Raw genomic sequence first — 20,199 nt, forward strand, 5'->3', positions numbered from 1 at the left:
CCGGGGTCCCTTCCCACCCCCGGGGGCCTGTTTGCCCCCGGCGCCGGGGCGCGCCGCGGGGGGGGGGGGGGCCCCCCCCCCCGCCCCGCCCCCGGCCGGGGGCGGGGCGCGGGCCGACGAAAAACCGGGGAGCCGCCCCACAAGGCACGAGGCGGGCACCAGGGACGAGCGCGAGAGGTGGGTGGGTAGGCGGCGCGGCGGGTGGTGGGTGGGCGGCGCGGGTGGTGGGTGGGTGGGCGGGAGGGGGAGGGGGGAGGGAGGGGGGAGGGAGGGGGGAGGGGCCCGGGGGTGATCTTCGCGGCCCGACGAAATACCGGCGGGCCCGGGACGGGGAGCGGGCACAATGGCCTAGTGATGGTGGGGGCCCGTCCGGCGTCGGGGGGCCAAGAATTGGAGGCCCGGGTGAGCGATCTTCCACGCAAGGCAGTGACCCGCACGGCACGGCTCGCCGCCCTGCCGCTCGGAATAGCGGGCCGTGCCACTCTCGGCCTGGGCAAGCGCATCGGCGGCCGATCCGCCGAGGTGGTGACGGCCGAGCTCCAGCAGGCCACCGCCGACCAGCTGTTCAAGGTCCTCGGCGAGCTCAAGGGCGGGGCGATGAAGTTCGGGCAGATCCTGTCCGTCTTCGAGGCCGCACTGCCCGAGGAGGTCGCCGGGCCGTACCGGGCCGCGCTGACCAAGCTGCAGGACGCCGCGCCGCCGATGCCCTCCGCGACGGTGCACACCGCGCTCGCCCAGCGGCTCGGGGACGACTGGCGCAAGCTGTTCCTGGAGTTCGACGACCGCCCGGCGGCGGCCGCCTCGATCGGGCAGGTGCACCGGGCGATCTGGCACGACGGCCGCCGGGTCGCGGTCAAGGTGCAGTACCCGGGCGCGGGCGACGCGTTGCTCGCGGACCTGAACCAACTGAGCCGGGTTGCTTGGTTGTTGGGTCCGCTGATCCCCGGCCTGGACATCAAGCCGCTGATCGCCGAGCTGCGCGAGCGGGTCTCCGAGGAACTGGACTACGAGCTGGAGGCGCAGGCCCAGCGCCGGCACGCGGAGGAGTTCGCGGACGATCCGGAGATCGTGGTGCCGGGTGTGGTGGCGCAGGCCGACCAGGTGCTGGTCACCGAGTGGATGGACGGCACCCCGCTGGCCGAGGTGATCGCCCACGGCACCCAGGAGGAGCGCGACCGCGCCGGGCAGTTGCTGGTCCGGTTCCTGTTCGCCGGCCCGTACCGGACGGGCCTGCTGCACGCGGACCCGCACCCGGGGAACTTCCGGCTGTTGAAGGACGACGGTCCGGTGGCCGGCTGGCGGCTGGGCGTGCTGGACTTCGGCACGGTGGACCGGCTGCCGGGCGGCCTGCCCGAGCCGATCGGGATCGGGCTGCGGATGGCGCTGGACGGGGACGCGGCGGGCGTCCTGCGGATGCTGCGCGAGGAGGGCTACGTGAAGCCCTCGATCCAGCTGGACCCGGACGCGGTGCTCGACTACCTGCTGCCGATCATCGAGCCGGCCTCGGTGGACAGCTTCCACTTCACCCGGACGTGGATGCGCGCGCAGGCGGCCCGGATCGCCGATCCGCGCTCCCCCGCCTACAACCTGGCGAAGCAGCTGAACCTGCCGCCCGCCTACCTGCTGATCCACCGGGTGACGCTGAGCACCATCGGAGTGCTGTGCCAGCTGGGCGCGCGGGCGTCGTACCGGCAGGAGCTGCTGCTGTGGCTCCCGGGGTTCGCCGCAGCGCCGCCCGAGGCGCCCCGCACCAAGCCCGCCCGGACCACCAAGCCCGCCACCGCGAAGCCCGCGACGGCCAAGAGCGCCACGGCCAAGCCCACCGCCGCGGCCAGGAGCACCACCGCGAAGGCCCCGCGCCACAAGGCCTGACGCCCCGCCGAAGCCGCAGAACGACCGCAGGCCGCTCCCCGCAAACGGGGGGCGGCCTGCGGCACGACAGGGGATGGCCCGGCAGCGGCGGCGACGGCCACCGCACGGCGCGGGAACTACATCAGGGCGACGGCGAGCGCCTTGCGGGCCCGCATCGAGGCCCGCTCGGCCCGCTGCCGGAGCCTGCGGGCCCGGATGACCCGGGTGACGAGACGTTGCTCCTCGGCCTCGTGCAGCCTGTCTTGCATATGGGCCCGGGCCAGGGATTCGTGGAGCAGTTGCATTTCGAGGGTCCTGTTCTGAATCTGGAGTTCGGTGGTCTGCTCGGCGCGGACGGTCGGATCGATGGCGGCGGGGGTCATGTCGTGGTCCTGCTCGTGGTGCGTCGTCGGGAAGGGGGCGGTGCGGGCCAGCGCGTCGGTCTTGGCGGCGGCTATCCGCACGGATCGGCGGAGGACGGTGTCCAGCGGGGGCTGCTCTCCCCGGCGGACCGCCCTGGCTTCGGCGGGATTCACGCCATGACCTCGGTCTTGCGCGGGCGGCCACGCGGCCGCTTGCGGGCCACGACGACGCCCTGGACGAACAGCTCGCCGCCCCAGACGCCCCACGGCTCGCGCCGCTCCAGGGCGCCGGCCAGGCAGGCCTCCTTCACGGGGCAGGTGCCGCAGAGGGACTTCGCGTACTCGACGTCGGCGGGCGTCTCGGCGAAGAAGACCTCGGGGTCGAAGGCGCGGCAGGGGATGGGGAGACCGAGCGCCTCGGCCTGCTCGATGGAACCGAGCTGCATGGAAAGAACCTCCGGGGGGTCGGCCTGGTCGGCCTTGGTGATCTGGCTTGTCGGCGGTACGGACGGGGTGGGCGGTGTGATGACCGTGGACACTGTTTGCGTCTTCCTCGTCTTCTCAGTGGTTCCGGACCAGTGGACTGGTGGTGCTGGCCCGGAGGCCCCGGGGGGCCTGGGTGGTCTTGCGTACCGGACAAAACAGAAGGGCCGCGGATCCCGGTGTGACGGGTTCCGCGGCCCTGGAGGTGCCGACCTGAGGCTGACTCAGGTTCGTTCTCTCCAGGGTTCAGGCCCGCGGAAGGCCCGCATCCGGATGGCCTCGGCGCCGGTGAAGGCGGCCTTGGCCTGCTCAATCTGCTGCTCGTTCTGCTTCTGGGCGGCTCCGGCACCGATGACCTGCGCATAGTCGCCGTGCTTGACGGCGGCTACCGCTGCCTTCGGTGCCTGGGTCGGTCGCTCGTCGCGCATCGGACGCGACGTGCCGAACGACTCCGCCCAGTCACGGGACAGACCGGTCTCGACACTGGTGCCTTCGACGTTCCTGCCGCCCGTGCCGCAGAGATCAGTGTGTCCAAGGACACTGACAGCGGGGACGACGGAGACACCGGTGGTACCGAGACCCAGACCGGTTCCACCGAGCTCGGCGAGCGCCCGCAGATGGGCGGCACGCAGGGAGGCGGCAACAGCGGTCTGGCCAGTCATTTTGGTGATCATGATGTTTCCCACTGAACTCGCCTCCTCTCGGCGTCTCGCGGAGCCTGGTCTCCCTGGCTCCGAATCTTCGGATGTCTGTCTCGGTGAAGCGTGTGAAGCTGTCGGGCCCGGGGGAATCGGCACAGGTGTGACCCGTGCGATCGAGTCCCCTTGACCGCTCCGGCAGGCTATTGCGCTCCCGGTACGCCGCGCAAACTATTTTTCACGGCGGGTTTCGCGGTGTGAACCGCGGTACGTCCCGCGGCGGGCTCCACGCGGGTTCGGGAGCCGTTCGGGCGGTCCTTCGGACCGCACCCGCACCGGCTCACGCCGAGTCGGCCGGTTCGCCGTCCTCGACGTCGTCCGGTTCCTCCTCGGGCTCCTCCCCCGCACACAACGAGAGCACGGCTGCCCCGTACTTGTCCAGCTTCATGGCACCGACCCCGGAGATCTGGGCCAGTTCCTGGCGGCCGGCGGGCACGTCCTCGGCGATCGCCATCAGCGTCGCGTCGGTGAACACGACGTAGGCGGGGGCGCCCTGCTTCTTCGCCTGCCGGGCCCGCCACTCGCGCAGCCGCTCGTACAGCCCCTCGTCCATCGTGGAGGGGCAGTCCTCGCAGCGGCGCAGCTTGCGCTCGACGGCCTCGGTCAGGACGCGGTCGCAGACGCGGCACTTGACCGGGCCGCGGACCCGCCGGGCGGCGGAGCGCTCGCCGGGTTCGACGCTCCCCCGGCCGCCCCGCCCGCCGGTGCGTGCGCCGGGCGCGGCGGAGCCGGGGCGCAGCCCGTCGAGGAAGCGGCTGGGCTTGCGGCTGGCGCGGCCGCCCGGGGAGCGGGAGAGGGCCCAGGAGAGGGAGAGGTGTTTGCGGGCGCGGGTGACGCCGACGTAGAGGAGGCGGCGTTCTTCCTCGATCTGTTCGTCGGTCTTGGCGTAGATGATGGGCAGGGTGCCCTCGGTGAGGCCGACGAGGAAGACGGCGTCCCATTCGAGGCCCTTGGCGGCGTGCAGGGAGGCGAGGGTGACGCCTTCGACGGCGGGGGCGTGCTGGGCGGCGGCGCGGGCGTCGAGTTCGGTGACGTAGGCGGCGAGGTCGGCGCGTCGGCCTTCGGCGGCGCAGGTGCGTTCGAATTCCTGGGCGAGCCGGACGAGGGCGGCGAGGGATTCCCAGCGGTCGCGGACGGCGCCGGAGCCGGCGGGCGGTTCGGGGGTGAAGCCGCGGGTGGCGAGGACGGCGCGGACCTGGCCGGCGAGGTCGGGGGTGTCGGCGGTGAGGGGGTCGTCGGCGGCGCGGGCGGCGCCGCGCAGCAGGACGCCGGCGTCGCGGACCTCGGGGCGTTCGAAGAACCGTTCGGCGCCCTTCAGCTGGTAGGGGATGCCGAGGTCGGCGAGGGCCTGTTCGTAGACCTCGGACTGGCCGTTGGTGCGGAAGAGGACGGCGATCTCGCTGGCGCGCACGCCGGTGGCGAGGAGGTCCTTGATACGGCGGGCGGTGGTCTCGGCCTCGGTGGGTTCGTCGTCGTACTCGGTGTAGACGGGTTCGGGGCCGGCTTCGCGCTGGGAGACGAGTTCGAGGCGGTGCCGGGCGGCTTCGCCGCGGGCCTGGGCGAGCAGGCCGTTGGCCAGGTGGACGACCTGGGGGGTGGAGCGGTAGTCCCGGACGAGTTTGACGACGGTGGCCTCGGGGTGGCGGGCGCGGAAGTTGAGCAGGTAGTCGGGGGTGGCGCCGGTGAAGGAGTAGATGGTCTGGCTGGCGTCGCCGACGACGCAGAGGCTGGCGCCGCCGTCCGGGCCGGTCCACCGGTCGAGGAGGCGCTGCTGGAGCGGGGAGACGTCCTGGTACTCGTCGACGGTGAAGTGCCGGTACTGGGCGCGGACCTGGTCGGCGATGTCGGGCCGGTCCTCCAGGATGGCGGCGGTGAGCAGCAGGACGTCCTCGAAGTCCATGCTGCCGCGGCGGCTCTTGGCCTCTTCGTAGACGCGGTAGACCTGGGCGGTCTCGGCGGGGTCGCGGGGGGCGTCGCGGCCGGATTTGGCGACGGCGGCGGGGTAGTCCTCGGGCGCGATCTGGGTGACCTTGGCCCATTCGATCTCGGCGGTGAGGTCGCGCAGTTCGGTGCGCTGGACGCGCAGGCCGCAGCGGCCGGCGGCTTCGGCGACGAGTTGGACCTTGCGTTCGAGGAGCTGGGGGACGGGGCCGCCGACGGCGCGGGGCCAGAAGTACTGGAGCTGGCGCAGGGCGGCGGCGTGGAAGGTGCGGGCCTGGACGCCGTCGGCGCCGAGCTGGCGCAGGCGGCCGCGCATCTCGCCGGCGGCGCGGGCGGTGAAGGTGACGGCGAGGACCTGCTGGGGCTGGTAGACGCCGCTGCGCACGCCGTAGGCGATGCGGTGGGTGATGGCCCGGGTCTTGCCGGTGCCGGCGCCGGCGAGGACGCAGACGGGGCCGTGCAGGGCGGTGGCGACGGCGCGCTGTTCGGGGTCGAGCCCGGCGAGCACGGCGTCGGGGCCGGTGGCGGGGCCGGGGGTGGCGTCGTACGGGCTGCCGCTCAAGAGGTCTTCCTGCATGCGTTCCATCCTCTCAGCCCGGTGGGACAACGGGGGCGGGGTTGTCCACAGGGCCGGTGTGATCGCAGGATGATCGCTCCGCGTTCGTGTGTGCGAATCCGTGTGTGCGAACCGGCCGGAATGCCCGCCGCCCGGTGGGTGTTGCGGAGACCGTACGACCCCACCCGATCCCGAAGGAGCCCCCTCGATGTCCGGCAGCGTGACGATGTACAGCACGACCTGGTGTGGCTACTGCAACCGCCTCAAGAGCCAGCTGGAGCGCGAGGGCATCGGCTACACCGAGATCAACATCGAGCAGGACCCGGCGTCGGCCGAGTTCGTCGAGTCGGTGAACGGCGGGAACCAGACGGTTCCGACGGTGCTGGTGACGCCGGAGGGCGGCGGCGAGCAGGTCGTGATGACCAACCCGAGCCTGCTGCAGGTGAAGAAGGCCCTGGCGGGCTGAGCCACCGCGAGGCTCCTGGTCCGGCCCGGGTCGGCGCGCGTCACTGCGCGTCGGCCCGGGCCGGTTCCGTTCCGGCGGGGGTGCGGGCCGGGTCGACGGGCCCGGCGGGCGCGGGCAGGGTGGTGCGGGCGCCGAGGTCGCCGACGCCGTAGACGAGTCGGCAGCGGTCGGCGGAGTAGCGGGTCTCGATGACCCGGACGGGCCCGCGCCGGTCGTAGGTGACGCGGGTCTGGACGACGAGGGGCACGCCGGGGCCGCCCTGGAACCACTGGGCCTCCTCGGGGCCGGGCATCCGGGCGACGAGGTGGTCGACGGCGCCGATCTCGGTGCGGCCGAGCGCCGCGAGCACGGTCTCGTCGCCGCCGTCGACGGGGTCGGGTTCCATCAGGGGGGTGCCGGCGGCGAGTCCGGCCCGGTAGTGGCTCTCCTCGATGGAGTAGGGCTCGCGGTCGAGCAGCCTCAGCTGGCGGCGGACGACGATGGCTTCGCCGGGGCGCAGGCCGAGCCGTTCGGCGATGTCGACGCGGGCCCGGACGATGGTCATCTCGAAGTCGGTGCCGAGTTCGCGGCCTGCGTCGGCGGCTTCGCCGAGGTAGATCCCGGAGGGGGCGGCGAGGCAGTCGCGGGGTGCGGGGGTGAGGGTGGGGCCGTAGGCGCGGTGGTCGAGGACGGGGTGTTCGCGCAGGTAGGTGCCCTTGCCCTGGAGGCGGACCAGCCGGCCTTCGTTGACGAGGACGTCGACGGCGAGGCGGACGGTGTTGCGGGCGACGCCGTACTGGCGTTCCAGTTCGCTCTCGACCGGGAGGGCGGCGTCGGCGGTGAACTCGCCTTCGGCGATGCGGCGGCGCAGGTCGGCGGCGAGGCGCTGGTATTTGGGGGATTGGGCGGTGCCCCGGGGGATCGTCACGCGAGTGAATGTAGCGAGCGCGGTGACCGGGTTTCAGCCGTTTCCGGCAATGTCGTCCGTGCGGGTTGACGGCGGCCGCCCGCGCGTTCCCGGCGGTAGCAGATCTGGCCCGTCCGGACACGAACAGAGGGGTGTGGCGGATTCTCCCGGGAATGCGGGAGGAGAAAGGGGCGTGCGATGAAATTCGCACGCCCCCTCTCGGTGGATCCCTTCCCCGCGGGAGGGGGTCCACCGGACCCGCCCCCTCACGGGAATTCGTACAGGATTACCAGCGCACCGCCGCCGGCAGCGGTTCGCCGAACCAGCGCTCGACCAGGTGCCGGGCGATCGAGATCCCGGACGGCGGCACGATCTCGCCCGCCGCCATCCCGGCCCGCAGCTCCTCGCGGGAGAACCAGCGTGCCTCGGCCAGCTCCTCCCCGTCCACGGTGATCGCGGTGCCGCCGGGCAGGGCCCGGCCCTCGAAGCCGAGCATCAGACTGGACGGGAACGGCCAGGGCTGGCTGGCCACGTACCGGACGTCACCGACCCGAACGCCCGCCTCCTCCTGCACCTCGCGGCGCACCGCCTGCTCGATCGACTCCCCCGGCTCGACGAAACCGGCCAGCGTGGACCAGCGGCCCTCCGGCCACAGCGCCTGGCGGCCGAGCAGGCAGCGGTCCTGCTCGTCGGTGATCACCATGATCACCGCCGGGTCGGTGCGCGGGTAGTGCTCGGCCGCGCAGGAGGTGCAGCGCCGCACGTGCCCGGCGCCGGCCTTCTCGGTCGGGTGCCCGCAGCGCGAGCAGAAGCTGTGCAGCCGGTGCCAGTGCTCCAGGGCGACGGCGTGCACCAGCAGCCCGGCGTCCCGGTCGGATAGCAGTGCGCCGACCTCGCGCAGCCCGGCCGGGCGGGCGTCGCCGTCCAGCCGCCCGGGCAGGCTCTCGCCGGCCAGCGCGAAGTAGGAGACGCCGTCCTCGTCGGTGCCCAGGAAGTACCGGTCCCCGGTCTGCGGCGCCTCGAAGGAGGGCAGCAGCACGAGTTCGGTGCCCCGCTCGGTGTCGACGACGAAGGCCTCGCCGCCGGCGATCGGCAGCACCCGGGTGGCCGGGTGGCTCCAGGCGGCGGCCAGCCACGGCTCGTCGAACCGGTGCTCGGCCGCCCGGTCCACCCCGGCCCTGGCCAGTGCCAGGTGGGCCGGACGCTCGGTCTCAGGCACGGTGCTCACAGGTTCCATCCCCAACGTGGTGAATCATCCGGATGAGTGATCTGACTGGCAGGGCGCGCGGAGCGGGTCACGCGCCGGGCCGGAAGTTCTCGGCCAGGTCGCCCCACAGGTAGGCGGCCGTCTCCACGCCCTTGGCCAGCAGGTCGAGTTCGACCTTCTCGTCCACCGAGTGCCAGCCGTCCGAGGGCACCGAGATGCCGAGGAACAGCACCGGCGCGCCGAGCACGTCCTGCAGGTCGGCGGCCGGGCCGGAGCCGCCCTCGCGGGTGAACAGCACCTTCCGCTCGAAGGCCCGCTCCATCGCGCGCACGGTCGAGCGCAGCGCCGGGTGGTCCAGCGGGGTCAGGCAGGGCCGGGTGGCGCCGGGGAAGACCAGCTCGTAACGGATGCCCTCGGGCACCCGCTCGGCGACCCAGGCGCGGACGGCCTCGCGGACCTTCTCGACCTCCTGGCCGGCGACCAGCCGGAAGGACAGCTTGAGGTGCGCGGAGGCCGGAACGATGGTCTTGCCGCCGGGGCCGGTGTAGCCGCCCCAGATGCCGTTGACCTCGGCGGTGGGGCGGGCCCAGATCCGCTCCAGGGTGGAGTACCCGGCCTCGCCGCGCAGGCCGCGCGACTTGGCGACGCGCAGCCAGCCCTCCTCGTCGAAGGGCAGCTCGGCGAAGAGTTCGCGCTCGCGCTCGGTCAGTTCCACGACGCCGTCGTAGAAGCCGGGGACGGCGACCCTGCGGTCGGCGTCGTGCAGGCCGGCGGCGAGTTCGGCCGCGACGGCCGCCGGGTTGGGCACGGCGCCGCCGAAGGAGCCGGAGTGGATGTCGGTGTCCGGCCCGTACAGGTCGATCTGGGCGTCGGCGAGGCCGCGCATGCCGGTGCAGACGGTCGGGGTGTCCTCGCCCCACATGCCGGTGTCCGAGATGATCACCACGTCGGCGGCCAGCCGCTCAGCCTCGCGCCGGACCAGGGCGGCGAAGTTCGGCGAGCCGGACTCCTCCTCGCCCTCGATCAGCAGCTTGAGGTTGACGGCCGGCGCGGTGCGGCCGGTCGCGGCGAGGTGGGCGCGCACGCCGAGGGTGTGGAAGAACACCTGGCCCTTGTCGTCGGCGGCGCCGCGGGCGTACAGCCGCTTGCCGACGACGGTCGGGGTGAACGGCTCGGTGGCCCAGCCGTCCTCCTTGGCGGCGGGCTGCACGTCGTGGTGCCCGTAGACCAGGACGGTCGGCGCGGACGGGTCCCCGGAGGGCCACTCGGCGAACACCGCCGGCAGGCCGTCCGTCTCCCACACCTCGGCGACCGGGAAGCCGGTGTCGCGCAGCTTGGCGGCCAGCCACTCGGCGGAGCGGCGCACCTCGCCGGCGCGGCCGGGGTCGGCGGAGACCGAGGGGATGGCCAGCCACTCGGAGAGGTCCGCGAGGAAGGCGGCCTGGTGCTCGTCGATGTAGGAGCGGACGGCGCTGTCCGGAGTTCTCGTCATACCGACGACTGTAGTTCGCCCGTGCGGGTGCCCGCCCCGGCCGTCCGGTCGCCGGGCGCCGCAGCGGCTGTAACCTCCGTCACCCCCGCCGCGGCGGGGCCGTGGACGGGGGTGACGGGCGGGTGTGCGGGCGGGTGGGTGTGCGGGTGGATGTGCGGGCGGGTGGATGTGCGGGCGTCAGCCGGAGCGGCGCAGCAGGGTGATCCGGGAGCGGGTGAGCAGGGTGGCGAGGCCGGCGGCGAGCAGGGGCAGCGCCACGGCGGTGAGCGCGAGGGTGAGCCAGGGGAAGACGACCACGGACCGGTTGGCGAGTTCCTCGGCGGTCGTGCCGGGGAGGTCGGACTGGGAGCCGAGTTTGCGCAGGGCGACGGCCGGGACGGTGCCGCAGGCCAGGCCGAGCAGGGTGCCCATGGCGGCGATCACCCCGCACTGGAAGCCGGAGAGCGAGCGCCTGATGCGTGGTTCGGCGCCGATCGCGGCGAGGGTGGTGAGGTCGCGCTGGGAGTCGGCGGCGGCGAGGCCGGTGGCGATGCCGGCGGCGCCGAGGGCGACGATCGCGGCGAAGATGTTGAGTCCGGTGCTGACGATGCCGGCCCTGGACTGGTAGCCGCGTTCGATCTCCAGCGAGGTGTGTTCGGTGAGTTTGGCGAGTGCGGCGGTGGTCTTCTGCTGGGCGCCGTCGCCGGGGGCGTCGGCGGGCAGCCAGACGGAGCCGCTGTCGGTGGTGCCGAGGCCGAGCCGGGTGGCGGTCTCGGGGCTGATGACGGCTTCGGCGGCGGCGGGGATCACGGCCGGTGCGACGACGGCGTCGACGAGGATCTCGGTGGGCTCGGGCCGTTTGGTGTCGACGGTGCTGCCGTGGGGCGTGTAGACGAAGGGTTCGTCGAGTTCGATGGCGACCTTGCCGTCCTTGACGTAGCGCGGGTCGAAGACGACGGCCTTGCCGGCGGCGAGGGCCCGGCCCGCCGCCGGGTCGGTGACGCCGTAGAGGTTGTGCAGCAGGGTGGCGTCGCCGGCGGCGAGGTCGCCGTACGGGCTGCCGCGGCGTTCGCTGATGTGGCAGCGGCTGTCGTTGGCGAGGATGCGGTTGATCTCGGCCTGGTCGGTGTGGCCGTTCATGCCGAGCAGCGGGCAGCGCTGGTCCTTGGGCAGCCGGACCTGGATGTAGCCGCAGGGGCCGCCGGCGGTGCAGTCGCCCTTGTAGGTGACCTGCTGGACGTCGGCGCGGCGGCCGAGGTCGGGGATGGTGCGTTCGACGGCGTCGCGCAGTTGGGGCAGCATCCGGCGGTCGGCTTCGGAGCTCCAGCGGCCGCCGAGGATGACGGAGTTGGAGGGCCCGGAGGCGACGTACTCGCGGCGGTACTGCTCGTCGTTGCTGGCGACGTAGATGCTGACGGCGACGGAGCCGGCGACGGCGGCCATGACGGCGGCGACGGCGGGCGCGGTGCGGCCGCGGTGGCGGACGGAGTCGCGCAGGGCGAGCCGGGGGCCGAGGCTGAGCCAGCGGCCGAGCTTGCCGAACAGGCCGACGAGGAAGGGGGTGAGGGCGACCATGCCGAGTTCGGCGAGGGCGGAGCCGCCGAGGACGGCGAGGCTGCGGTGGGAGCCGGTGGCGCCGAGCAGGGCGAGGGCGGCGCCGCCGCCGACCGTCAGCAGGCCGAGGACGGCGAGTTTGCGGCTGGCGGGCTTGACGGTGTCGCGGCTGGTGAGGGCGGAGACGACGTCCTGGCGGGAGGCCTGGACGGCGGGGACGACGGCGGCGAGCAGGCCGGTGACGAGGCCGACGAGCAGGACGCCGAGCAGGTCGAGCGGCTGCAGGTTGAAGTGGCCGAAGCGGGAGCCGGCGTACTCCTCGGCGCGGTCGCGCAGCAGGGCGACGAGGCCGATGCCGAGGGTGAGGCCGAGGGCGGCGCCGGTGAGGCCGAGGACGACGCCGCCGCCGAGGACGACGGCGCGGACGTTGGCGCGTTCACCGCCGGCGGCGGCGAGCAGGCCGAGTTGCCGCCGGGAGCGCCTGGCCCCGACGGCGAAGGCGGGGCCCGCGAGCAGCACGATCTCCAGCAGGGCCATGCCGACGACGGTGCCGAGGATGACGACGGAGGTGCGGTTGAAGTAGCTCGGCCGGTCGGCGGCGCCGCGCCGGTCGAGGTCGGCGTAGTAGGGGACGTCGGCGCGGGCGGGCGGGTCGAGGAGGACGGTGCGGGACGCGGCGGTGAGGCCGTAGTCGTTGAGTTCGACGACCTTGTGCCAGTCGAGGGTGGTGCCGGCCGGGAGTTTGACCAGCCAGCGCCGGGCGGTGGTGGCGTCGGCGGCGGGGCCCGCGTCGGGTTTGGTGGCCCGGGCGAGGGGGGCGATGAGGGTGCCGGGGCGGGCGATGAGTTCGGTGGCGCCGAGTTCGCCGGGGTACTCGATCTCGGCGGTGAGGGTGAACTGCTTGTCGAGGCCGCGCATGCTGGTGCGGTCGCCGAGCTTGAGGCCGGAGCGCCGGAGGAACTCGCTGGTGGCGGCGGCTTCGTCGGCGGCGGTGGGGGCGCGGCCGGCGACGATGTCGAGGCGGCCGCGCCAGACCGGGTCGGTGAGGTCCTTCTCGGAGGTGCGGGTGCTGAGCAGGCCCTGGGTGCTGGTGGCGGCGCTGTAGGGGCCGTCGAGCTCGGGGACGAGCACGGTGCCGGGGGGCAGCAGTTGCCGGGCCAGGTCGGCGGGTTCGGTGTCGAGGCTGCGCTGTTCGGCGGGGGTGTGCCGGAAGGGCTGGGTGTCGTCGGCGCGGCCGGCGTGGGGCATGGTGATGCCCTTGTCGGGGTCGGGCGCCTGGACGACGGTCATGCCGCGTGCGGTCACGTGGAGTTGGGCGTCGGCCTGGCCCATGGTGCGGACGATGTTCTCGGCGGGGGTGAGTTCGCCGCTGCGGTAGAAGACGTCGGCGCCGGTGACGCCGAGGACGGGCAGGGCGACCATGGCGACGACGAGGGCGCTGCGACCCTTGGCGCGCAGGGCGTCGCGGCGGGCGATGCGCAGGGCGACCCGCCAGGCTCCGAGCTTCACTCGTCCACCTGCTTGCTGTTGGCGGCGGCGGTGACGAGGAGGCTCGCGGCGTCCTGGCTGGCGCTCTCGTCGACCATGCGGCCGTCGCGCAGGAAGACGACGCGGTCGGCCCAGGCGGCGTGCCGGGCCTCGTGGGTGACCATCATGGCGGCGGCGCCGGCGTCGCAGCGGGCGCGCAGGACGGCGAGGACGGCTTCGCCGGTGGTGGAGTCGAGGGCGCCGGTGGGTTCGTCGGCGAGGACGAGGCGGCGGTCGCCGATGAGGGCGCGGGCGATGGCGACGCGCTGCTGCTGGCCGCCGGACATGTCGTCGGGGAAGCGGTCGGCGAGGTCGGGGATGCCGACCTCGGTGAGGGCGGCGATGGCCTCGCGGCGGGCGGCGCGGGTGGAGAGGCCGTCGAGTTCGCGGGGCAGGGCGACGTTCTCGGCGGCGGTGAGCGCCGGTATCAGGTTGTAGTCCTGGAAGACGTAGCCGACCGAGCGGCGGCGGACCTGGGCGAGCTTCTTGCGGCCCAGGCCGCCGAGGGCGACGCCTTCGACGAGGACCTGGCCGCCGGTCGGGCTGTCGAGGCCGCCGGCGAGGGTGAGCAGGGTCGACTTGCCGGAGCCGGAGGGGCCCATGACGGCGACGAACTCGCCGGGGTGGACCTTGAGGTCGACGCCCCGAAGGGCGTGGACCTCGGCGGCGCCCTGGCCGTGGACGCGGCTGACGTTCTCCAGGTGCAGGACCGGTGCGGGCCGGCCTTCTTCGGTGCGGGACACGATTTTCCCCCCTGTGGTCGTACGGGTCGTTCGGGTCGTTCGGGTCGTGCTGGCTGCGTGTGGGCGGGCCCGGCGCCGGGGCCGGGCCCGGGGCCGCGGGTGGTGCGGCCGGGGCGTGCTCAGCCGCGGGTGCGGCGCAGCCCCTTGACGGCGCTGGCGGCCTTGGCGGCCCTGGCGGCCCTGGCGGGCGCGGCGGCGGGTCCGGGGCCGCCGTCGCGGGCGGCCTGGGCGGCGCGGGTCTGCAGGGCTTCGGCGTGCTGGGCGAGCCGGGTCTCGCAGTGGTCGAGCCAGCGGATCTCGGCCTCGGTCTGGAAGATCAGCTGGTCGAGGACGAGGAGCCAGGCGAGTTCGTTGCCGGCGGCGGGCCCGTCCGCGGCGGCGGCTTCGCCGGCGAGGGCGCGGCCCTTGAGCCGGGTGTAGTCCTGCAGGGCCTTGATGCTGTGCCGGCGCTGGCCCTGGACGACGGCGGAGACGTCCACGCCGGGGACGGTGACGGCCATGGCGAGCTTGATCGCCAGTTCGTCGCGGGGCGGGTTGGTGCGGGGCACGGGGGTGTCGAACCAGGCGCGCAGTTCGGCGCGGCCGGCGTCGGTGGCGGCGTAGAACTGGTGGCCCTCGTCGTCCTCGCCGGCGGCCTCGACCAGGCCGTCGCGTTCCAGCCGGGCGAGGGTGGTGTAGACCTGCCCGACGTTGAGTGGCCAGGTGGAGCCGGTGCGCGCCTCGAATTCGGTGCGCAGCTGGTAGCCGTAGCGCGGGCCCTGGTCGAGCAGGGCGAGCAGACCGTGACGGATGGACATACTCGGTATGTATACCCGGTATGCCCCGTGGCCTCAAGCCGCGACCCGCGCTCCGGGAAGCGGGTAACGTCGCGGTGTGAGCCAGTTGCGCATCGCCACCTTCAACCTGTTGCACGGTCAGCCGCTCGCCCCGGACGGCGCCCCGCGGCCCTACCCGGCCGACGCCGGCGCCCCGTTGGCCGAAGCCGTCGCCGCGCTGGACGCCGACGTGCTGGCCCTGCAGGAGGTGGACCGCCACCAGGCCCGCTCCGGCGGCACCGACCAGGCGGCGGTGGCGGCCGCGGCGATGTGCGCCGGCGACTGGCGCTTCGCCGCCGCCCTGCACGGCCGCCCGGCGCCGGTGGCCGGCTGGCTGCCGGAGCCGTCCGCCCCGGACGGCCTGCGGGTCTACGGGCCGGGCGAGATCGGCGACGGCGCCCCGCCCTCGTACGGGACGGCGCTGCTGACCCGGCTGCCGGTGCGGCACTGGCGGGCCCGGCGCTTCGCCCCGGCGCCGTTCGGGCTGCCACTGCGGGTGGCCGGGCGGCGCGGGCTGACCCCGGTGCCGGACGAGCCGCGGGCGGCGCTGGCCGCGGTGCTGGAGGGCGAGCACGGGCCGTTCACCGTCGTCGCGGCGCACCTGTCCTTCGTCCCGGGCTGGAACATGGCGCAGCTGGCCGGCATCCGGCGCTGGATCGCGGACCTGCCGCAGCCGCACCTGGTACTGGGGGACTTCAACCTGGTCGGCGCGGTGCCGCGCACGGTGCTGGGCGGGGCGACGGCGCTGGAGCGAACGTCGCCGCGGGTGCGGGTGCGGGAGCTGCGGGCGGCCGGTCGGGCGCGGCCGCGGCCGGTCGGGGCGGCGCGGCGGCGACGGGTGCGCGGGCCGCGGCCCCGGCTGCAGGGCTGGTACGACCTGGCGCGCACCCCCACCTATCCCTCGCACAAGCCGGCGGTGCAGTTCGACCACGTGCTGGCGGTGGGCGTGCCGCGGGCCGCGGTGGGCCCGGCGGCGGCGCCGCGGGCGGCGGTGTCGGACCACCGCCCGCTGCTGGTCCGGGTGTCGCTCTGAGCGGGGCTCAGCTGCGGGTCAGCACGCCGCCCTGGTGCGGGAGTCCGGGGCTGGGCACCGACTCGTACTGCAGGAGCAGCATCGCCGCGTCGTCGCCGAGCTGGCGTCCGACGTGGCGCACCACGTCGTCGTGCAGCCGTTCCAGGACGTCGGCGGGCCGCTCGGCCGCGCAGCGCGGGAAGCGCTCGGCGAGCGGGTAGAAGGCGCCGGAGCGGTCGCGGGCCTCGATCACGCCATCGGTGAACAGCAGCACCCGGTCGCCGCCGCGCAGCGCGACCCGGTGCACCGGCGGGCGCACGTCGGCCGGGTCGAGGACGCCCAACGGCGGTACGGTCTCGGCGAGTTCGAGCGGGCGGACGTCCTCGCCGCGGAGCAGCAGCGGCGCCGGGTGGCCGCAGTTGACGATCTCCGCGGAGCCGTCCGGGGCGACGCCGATGAGCACCAGGGTGACGAACTCCTCCTCCACGCCCGGGTGGTCGTTCTCGTGCAGGGCGCGGTCGAGGCTGACGGCCAGCCAGCCGGCCACCCGGTCGAGGGCGGGTTCCTGGTGGGCGGCCTCGCGGAAGGCGCCGAGCACGGCGGCGGCGGTCTCGACGGCGCCGAGGCCCTTGCCGCGCACGTCGCCGACGACGGCCCGCACCCCGTGCCGGGTGTTGACGACCTCGTACAGGTCGCCGCCGATGCGGGCGTGTGCGGCGGCGGCCTCGTAGTGGACGGCGGCGCGCACGGCGCCGACCCGCTCGGGGACGGGCCGCAGCAGCACCCGGCGGGCGATCGAGGCGACCAGCTGGGCGTCGGCCAGGGCGCGTTCCTGACGCAGCCGCAGGGTGGCGCTGACCCAGCCGATGGTGGCGACGAGCAGGATCGCGAACACGCTGGCGACGTGCACGGACTGGCCGAGCGCGTCGCCGCGGAAGGCCATCAGGAAGGCCGCCGCCTCGGTGCACAGGCCGATGGCGAGCGGGTACCAGGTGCGGCGGCTGACCACGGCGGCCAGCGCGGGCACGGCGGTGAGGGCCGGTTCGACCGTCACCGCGGTGCCGCTGAGGTAGTCGAGGACGACGATCAGCGCCATGCCGACGAACGGCAGCACGAGCGCCGTCCGCGGCCAGGTGCCGGTCGTGCCCGGTGCGGGGCCCGGGGTCGGCCCGGTGAACCGCTCTCTGATCCATCCGGTCGCGCTCAACTTCGGTCTCTCCAGCAGAAGACGCGGATGCCCCTGGCACCTGCGGTGATGACTGAGGGTTAGGTGAGGCGGGCCTCGCCGGCGGCCGGAGTACGGGGTTGACCGGTTACCGACCCCACAATAGGCACGAAACGTGCACGACGCACAGGTTTCGGGCGCTGCCGTGATGACTTGGATGCTCTGAGTGACTCATTCTTCACTGTTCCCGATCAGGAGCCGTTCCAACTCTTTTCGGTCGGGAAGTCCTGTCGGGCGGACGATCCGGCCGCTGCGGACGTACAGGAACGACGCCGTGACCTGCTCGGGATCGACGCCCATCTGCTCGGCCCAGGCGAGCCGGTAGACCGCGAGCTGCAGCGGGTCGGCGGTCTCCTCGCGGTGCGTCTTCCAGTCCACCACTTCGTAGCGTGACGCACCACCGGATTCCGACACACCGTCACCGTCCCGGTAGACCGCGTCGATCCGGCCGCGCACCACCCGCCCCGCCAGCACCAGCTGGAACGGCGCCTCGACCCGGTGGGGCCTGCGCTGCGCGTACTCGGTGCGCAGGAACGCCTCCTTGAGCCGTTCCAGGTCCTGCTCGTCCTCGATGCCGTCGTCGTCGGCGCCGGGCAGCGCGCCGGGCTCGACCAGCAGCAGCGGCTCGATCCGGGACTGCACCCAGGCGTGGAAGCGGGTACCGCGCCGGGCCGCCGGCTGCGGGGGGCGGGGCATCGGGCGGGCCAGGTCCCGGGCGAAGCCGTCCGGGTCGGCGGCCAGCCGCATCAGCTGGGTGGCGGACAGCGCGGCCGGCAGCGGCACCTCGCGGGCGGTGCGCCGGGACCGCTCCAACTCGCCCAGCAGCGCGGTCAGATCGCGGTCCCAGGAGGCGACCTGGCGCTGGTCCTCGACGGCCATCGGCTCGGGCCCGGGGGCCGCCCCTCCCGCGAGGCGGGCGCGCACCACGTCGGCGACCCGGCGGCGGGCGTGCTGGGCGGCCGGGTCCAGCGGCAGCGGCCAGGGCCGCTCGACGGCGGCGGCCAGCGCCGGGTTCGCCACGCCGGGCTCCGGCTTCGGCGCCCAGTGCTCGACCTCACCGGCACCGGGCCGCTCGCAGTGCTCGCGCAGCAGCTCCAGGAAGGCGGACGGCCCGCGGACGGTCTTCTGGCTCGGCCCCCACCAGTGCCCGGAGGCCAGCAGCAGAGCGCGCGGGCGGGTGAACGCGACGTAGCCCAGGCGCAGTTCCTCGGTCGCCGAGTGCTCGGCCAGCTCCTTCCTGAACGCCGTCATCGCCTTGCCGTTCCACCCGCCGCGCACGTCGGGCAGGGTGGCGGCGTCGCCGCGCAGGGCGTGCGGGAGCACGCGCTTGGTGCTGGTCCAGCGTTCGCGCGGGCTGCCGGACGGGAACGCACCCCGCACCAGGCCGGGGACGGCCACCACGTCCCACTCCAGGCCCTTGGACTTGTGCGCGGTGAGCACCTTCACGGTGTCCTCGCCGCCGGGCAGGCTGCTGTCCAGGCCGCGCTCGTACTCCTGGGCGGCGCGCAGGAAGCCGAGGAAGGCGGCCAGGCCCGGGTCGCCGTCCAGGTCGGCGAAGGAGGCGGCGACGTCCAGGAAGGCGTGCAGGGTCTCCCGGCGGCGGGCGGCCAGCGCCTGCGGGGAGGCGGCGAGTTCGACCTCCAGGCCGGTGACGGCCAGCACCCGGTGCAGCACGTCCATCAGCGGGTCGGCGAGCGAGCGGCGCAGCTCGCGCAGCTCCCGGGCGAGCCGGGCGAAGCGCACCCGGGCCTCGGCGGAGAACGGCAGCTCGTCGGGCTGCGACCCCTCGTCACCGGTCGAGGCGGTCAGGAAGGTCTCCACCGCATCGGCCAGCGAGACCACCTCGGTCGGGTCGGCCTCGGCGACGGCGGCGGCCAGCGCCTCGACGCCCTCGGGCCGGGTGCCGCGCACCAGGGCGGCGGCGCGGCGGCCGAGCAGGGCGAGGTCGCGCGGGCCGATCCGCCAGCGCGGGCCGATCAGCAGGCGCACCAGGGCGGCGTTGGCGGTCGGGTCCTGCAGCACCTCGCAGACGGCCACCAGGTCGGCCACCTCGGGCAGTTGGAGCAGTCCGCCGAGGCCGACGACCTCGACGGGCACCTCGCGGGCAACCAGTGCGGCGTGGATGTCGGGGAAGGCCGCGCCGCCCCGGCACAGCACGGCGATCCGGCCGGGCGCGGTGCCGGTGCGCACCAGGTGGGCGATCGAGTCGGCGAGCCAGTCGACCTCCTCGGCGTGGGTGTCCAGCAGCGCGGCCCGCACGAAGCCGTCCCGTTCGGCGCCGGGGGCCGGGCGCAGCGCCTCGACGCCCTCGTGCATCTCCCGCAGCGGGGCGGCGAGTTCGTTGGCGAAGGCGAGCAGCCGGCCGCCGCTGCGGCGGTTCTCGCTGAGTGCGTACCGGTCGGCGGGGGTGCCGTCGGCCTGCGGGAAGTGCCGGGGGAAGTCGTCGAGGTTGGCGACGGAGGCGCCGCGCCAGCCGTAGATGGCCTGGCAGGGGTCGCCGACCGCGGTGACCGGGTGTCCGGCCGCGCCGCCGAAGAGGCCGGCGAGCATGAGGCGCTGGGCGACGGAGGTGTCCTGGTACTCGTCGAGGAGGACGACCCTGAACTGGCCGCGCAGCAGTTCGCCCACCTCGGGGCGCTGCTGGGCGAGGCGGGCGGCGGCGGCTATCTGGTCGCCGAAGTCCATCAGTCCGGCGCTCTGCTTGCGGCGCCGGTAGTCCTCGACGAGGCGCAGCAGTTCGAGGCGGGCGCGGGCGGTGGCGGGGACGGCGCGCAGGTCGTCGTTGGTGAGCTTGACCGTGGCGAGGGTGTCGAGCAGGTCCTCGTCGAAGGCGCGCAGGGCGGCGGGTTCGACGAGGTGCTCGGCGAGTTCGCCGTCGAGGGCGGTGAGGTCGGCGACGAGGTTGGCGAAGGTGCCGGTGAGGGCGGGGAAGGGACCGCGGGCGGTGCGCAGCACCTTGGCGGCGAGCTGGAAGCGGGTGGCGTCGGCGAGCAGCCGGACGTCGGGTTCGATGCCGATGCGCAGGCCGTGCTCCTTGAGGAGGCGGCCGGCGAAGGCGTGGTAGGTGGAGATCTCGGGGTCGCCGAGCGGTTCGGCGCCGTCCCGGTCGATGACGCCGGCGCGGAGCAGGGCGGTGCGGACGCGTTCGGCGAGTTCGGCGGCGGCCTTGTTGGTGAAGGTGAGGCCGAGGACCTCCTCGGGCCGGACGGCGCCGGAGCCGACCAGCCAGACGACCCGGGCGGCCATCACGGTGGTCTTGCCGGAGCCGGCGCCGGCGACGATGACGGCCGGTGCGAGGGGGGCTCCGATGGCCGCCATCTGCTCCCGGTTGAACGGGATCCCGAGCAGGTCCTTGAGCTGGTCGGGATGGCTGAGCACGGCGGTCACCCCGCAACGGTAACG

Annotated in this window: 15 protein-coding genes; 3 read left to right on the plus strand and 12 right to left on the minus strand. The window is 74.4% G+C overall.

Annotated elements, in window-relative coordinates:
- Nucleotides 1-402: 402 nt before the first annotated feature.
- Nucleotides 403-1,872: an ABC1 kinase family protein gene (locus tag ACPC54_RS13865; RefSeq protein ID WP_498964634.1), complete on the plus strand. Its 1,470-nt coding sequence runs from the start codon at nt 403-405 to the stop codon at nt 1,870-1,872.
- 116 nt (nt 1,873-1,988) lie between these two features.
- Here the strand turns inward: ACPC54_RS13865 and ACPC54_RS13870 are convergent, their stop codons facing one another.
- The 4 genes from ACPC54_RS13870 to ACPC54_RS13885 all read right to left on the minus strand — a co-directional run bounded on the left by ACPC54_RS13870 (nt 1,989) and on the right by ACPC54_RS13885 (nt 5,921).
- A complete protein-coding gene (locus ACPC54_RS13870; protein ID WP_498964935.1) occupies nt 1,989-2,285 on the minus strand; it encodes a putative WhiB-interacting protein in 297 nt (98 codons plus the stop codon).
- A gap of 98 nt (nt 2,286-2,383) precedes the next feature.
- On the minus strand, nt 2,384-2,752 hold the full coding sequence (locus ACPC54_RS13875) for a WhiB family transcriptional regulator (protein WP_107073201.1): 369 nt from the start codon (nt 2,750-2,752) through the stop codon (nt 2,384-2,386).
- 168 nt (nt 2,753-2,920) lie between these two features.
- Nucleotides 2,921-3,382, minus strand: coding sequence for a hypothetical protein (locus tag ACPC54_RS13880; RefSeq protein WP_498964637.1), 462 nt, complete (start codon nt 3,380-3,382; stop codon nt 2,921-2,923).
- Nucleotides 3,383-3,674: 292 nt separating this feature from the next.
- Entirely contained in the window at nt 3,675-5,921 is a 2,247-nt protein-coding gene (locus ACPC54_RS13885) for an ATP-dependent DNA helicase UvrD2 (protein ID WP_498964639.1), read from the minus strand.
- A gap of 178 nt (nt 5,922-6,099) precedes the next feature.
- Here ACPC54_RS13885 and ACPC54_RS13890 point away from each other — a divergent pair, with 178 nt between their 5' ends.
- Complete coding sequence (locus ACPC54_RS13890; protein WP_498964641.1) at nt 6,100-6,357, plus strand: mycoredoxin; 258 nt, start codon at nt 6,100-6,102, stop codon at nt 6,355-6,357.
- Between the two features lie 40 nt (nt 6,358-6,397).
- Here ACPC54_RS13890 and ACPC54_RS13895 read toward each other — a convergent pair whose 3' ends face one another.
- The 6 genes from ACPC54_RS13895 to ACPC54_RS13920 form a co-directional block, all read right to left on the minus strand.
- Nucleotides 6,398-7,264 (minus strand): GntR family transcriptional regulator, encoded by an 867-nt coding sequence (locus tag ACPC54_RS13895; RefSeq protein ID WP_498964643.1) that lies wholly within the window; start codon nt 7,262-7,264, stop codon nt 6,398-6,400.
- Between the two features lie 265 nt (nt 7,265-7,529).
- Complete coding sequence (nudC, locus tag ACPC54_RS13900; RefSeq protein ID WP_498964645.1) at nt 7,530-8,480, minus strand: NAD(+) diphosphatase; 951 nt, start codon at nt 8,478-8,480, stop codon at nt 7,530-7,532.
- Between the two features lie 58 nt (nt 8,481-8,538).
- Entirely contained in the window at nt 8,539-9,942 is a 1,404-nt protein-coding gene (locus ACPC54_RS13905; protein ID WP_498964647.1) for a dipeptidase, read from the minus strand.
- Between the two features lie 177 nt (nt 9,943-10,119).
- A complete protein-coding gene (locus ACPC54_RS13910; RefSeq protein ID WP_498964648.1) occupies nt 10,120-12,984 on the minus strand; it encodes an FtsX-like permease family protein in 2,865 nt (954 codons plus the stop codon).
- On the minus strand, nt 12,981-13,745 hold the full coding sequence (locus ACPC54_RS13915; RefSeq protein ID WP_498964650.1) for an ABC transporter ATP-binding protein: 765 nt from the start codon (nt 13,743-13,745) through the stop codon (nt 12,981-12,983). Before ACPC54_RS13915 ends, ACPC54_RS13910 begins: the two co-directional genes overlap by 4 nt.
- A 119-nt stretch (nt 13,746-13,864) precedes the next feature.
- Nucleotides 13,865-14,542: a PadR family transcriptional regulator gene (locus ACPC54_RS13920; RefSeq protein WP_498964652.1), complete on the minus strand. Its 678-nt coding sequence runs from the start codon at nt 14,540-14,542 to the stop codon at nt 13,865-13,867.
- A gap of 76 nt (nt 14,543-14,618) precedes the next feature.
- Between ACPC54_RS13920 and ACPC54_RS13925 the strand changes: the two genes are divergently transcribed.
- Nucleotides 14,619-15,593: an endonuclease/exonuclease/phosphatase family protein gene (locus ACPC54_RS13925; RefSeq protein WP_498964654.1), complete on the plus strand. Its 975-nt coding sequence runs from the start codon at nt 14,619-14,621 to the stop codon at nt 15,591-15,593.
- A 7-nt stretch (nt 15,594-15,600) separates the two neighbouring features.
- Here ACPC54_RS13925 and ACPC54_RS13930 read toward each other — a convergent pair whose 3' ends face one another.
- Complete coding sequence (locus ACPC54_RS13930) at nt 15,601-16,779, minus strand: PP2C family protein-serine/threonine phosphatase (RefSeq protein WP_498964656.1); 1,179 nt, start codon at nt 16,777-16,779, stop codon at nt 15,601-15,603.
- Nucleotides 16,780-16,968: 189 nt separating this feature from the next.
- Nucleotides 16,969-20,184, minus strand: a complete 3,216-nt coding sequence (locus ACPC54_RS13935; RefSeq protein WP_498964658.1) for an ATP-dependent helicase — start codon at nt 20,182-20,184, stop codon at nt 16,969-16,971.
- Nucleotides 20,185-20,199: the final 15 nt, after the last annotated feature.

Source organism: Kitasatospora sp. NPDC094028 (assembly GCF_049543595.1).
In the GTDB taxonomy this organism is placed as follows: domain Bacteria; phylum Actinomycetota; class Actinomycetes; order Streptomycetales; family Streptomycetaceae; genus Kitasatospora.

What these genes read in the sequence shown, in the direction of transcription:
- ACPC54_RS13885 (WP_498964639.1), bottom strand. Translation starts at nt 5,921, where the DNA reads ATGGAACGCATGCAGGAAGACCTCTTGAGCGGCAGCCCGTACGACGCC.
- ACPC54_RS13890 (WP_498964641.1), top strand. Translation starts at nt 6,100, where the DNA reads ATGTCCGGCAGCGTGACGATGTACAGCACGACCTGGTGTGGCTACTGC.
- nudC (WP_498964645.1), bottom strand. Translation starts at nt 8,480, where the DNA reads ATGGAACCTGTGAGCACCGTGCCTGAGACCGAGCGTCCGGCCCACCTG.
- ACPC54_RS13905 (WP_498964647.1), bottom strand. Translation starts at nt 9,942, where the DNA reads ATGACGAGAACTCCGGACAGCGCCGTCCGCTCCTACATCGACGAGCAC.
- ACPC54_RS13920 (WP_498964652.1), bottom strand. Translation starts at nt 14,542, where the DNA reads ATGTCCATCCGTCACGGTCTGCTCGCCCTGCTCGACCAGGGCCCGCGC.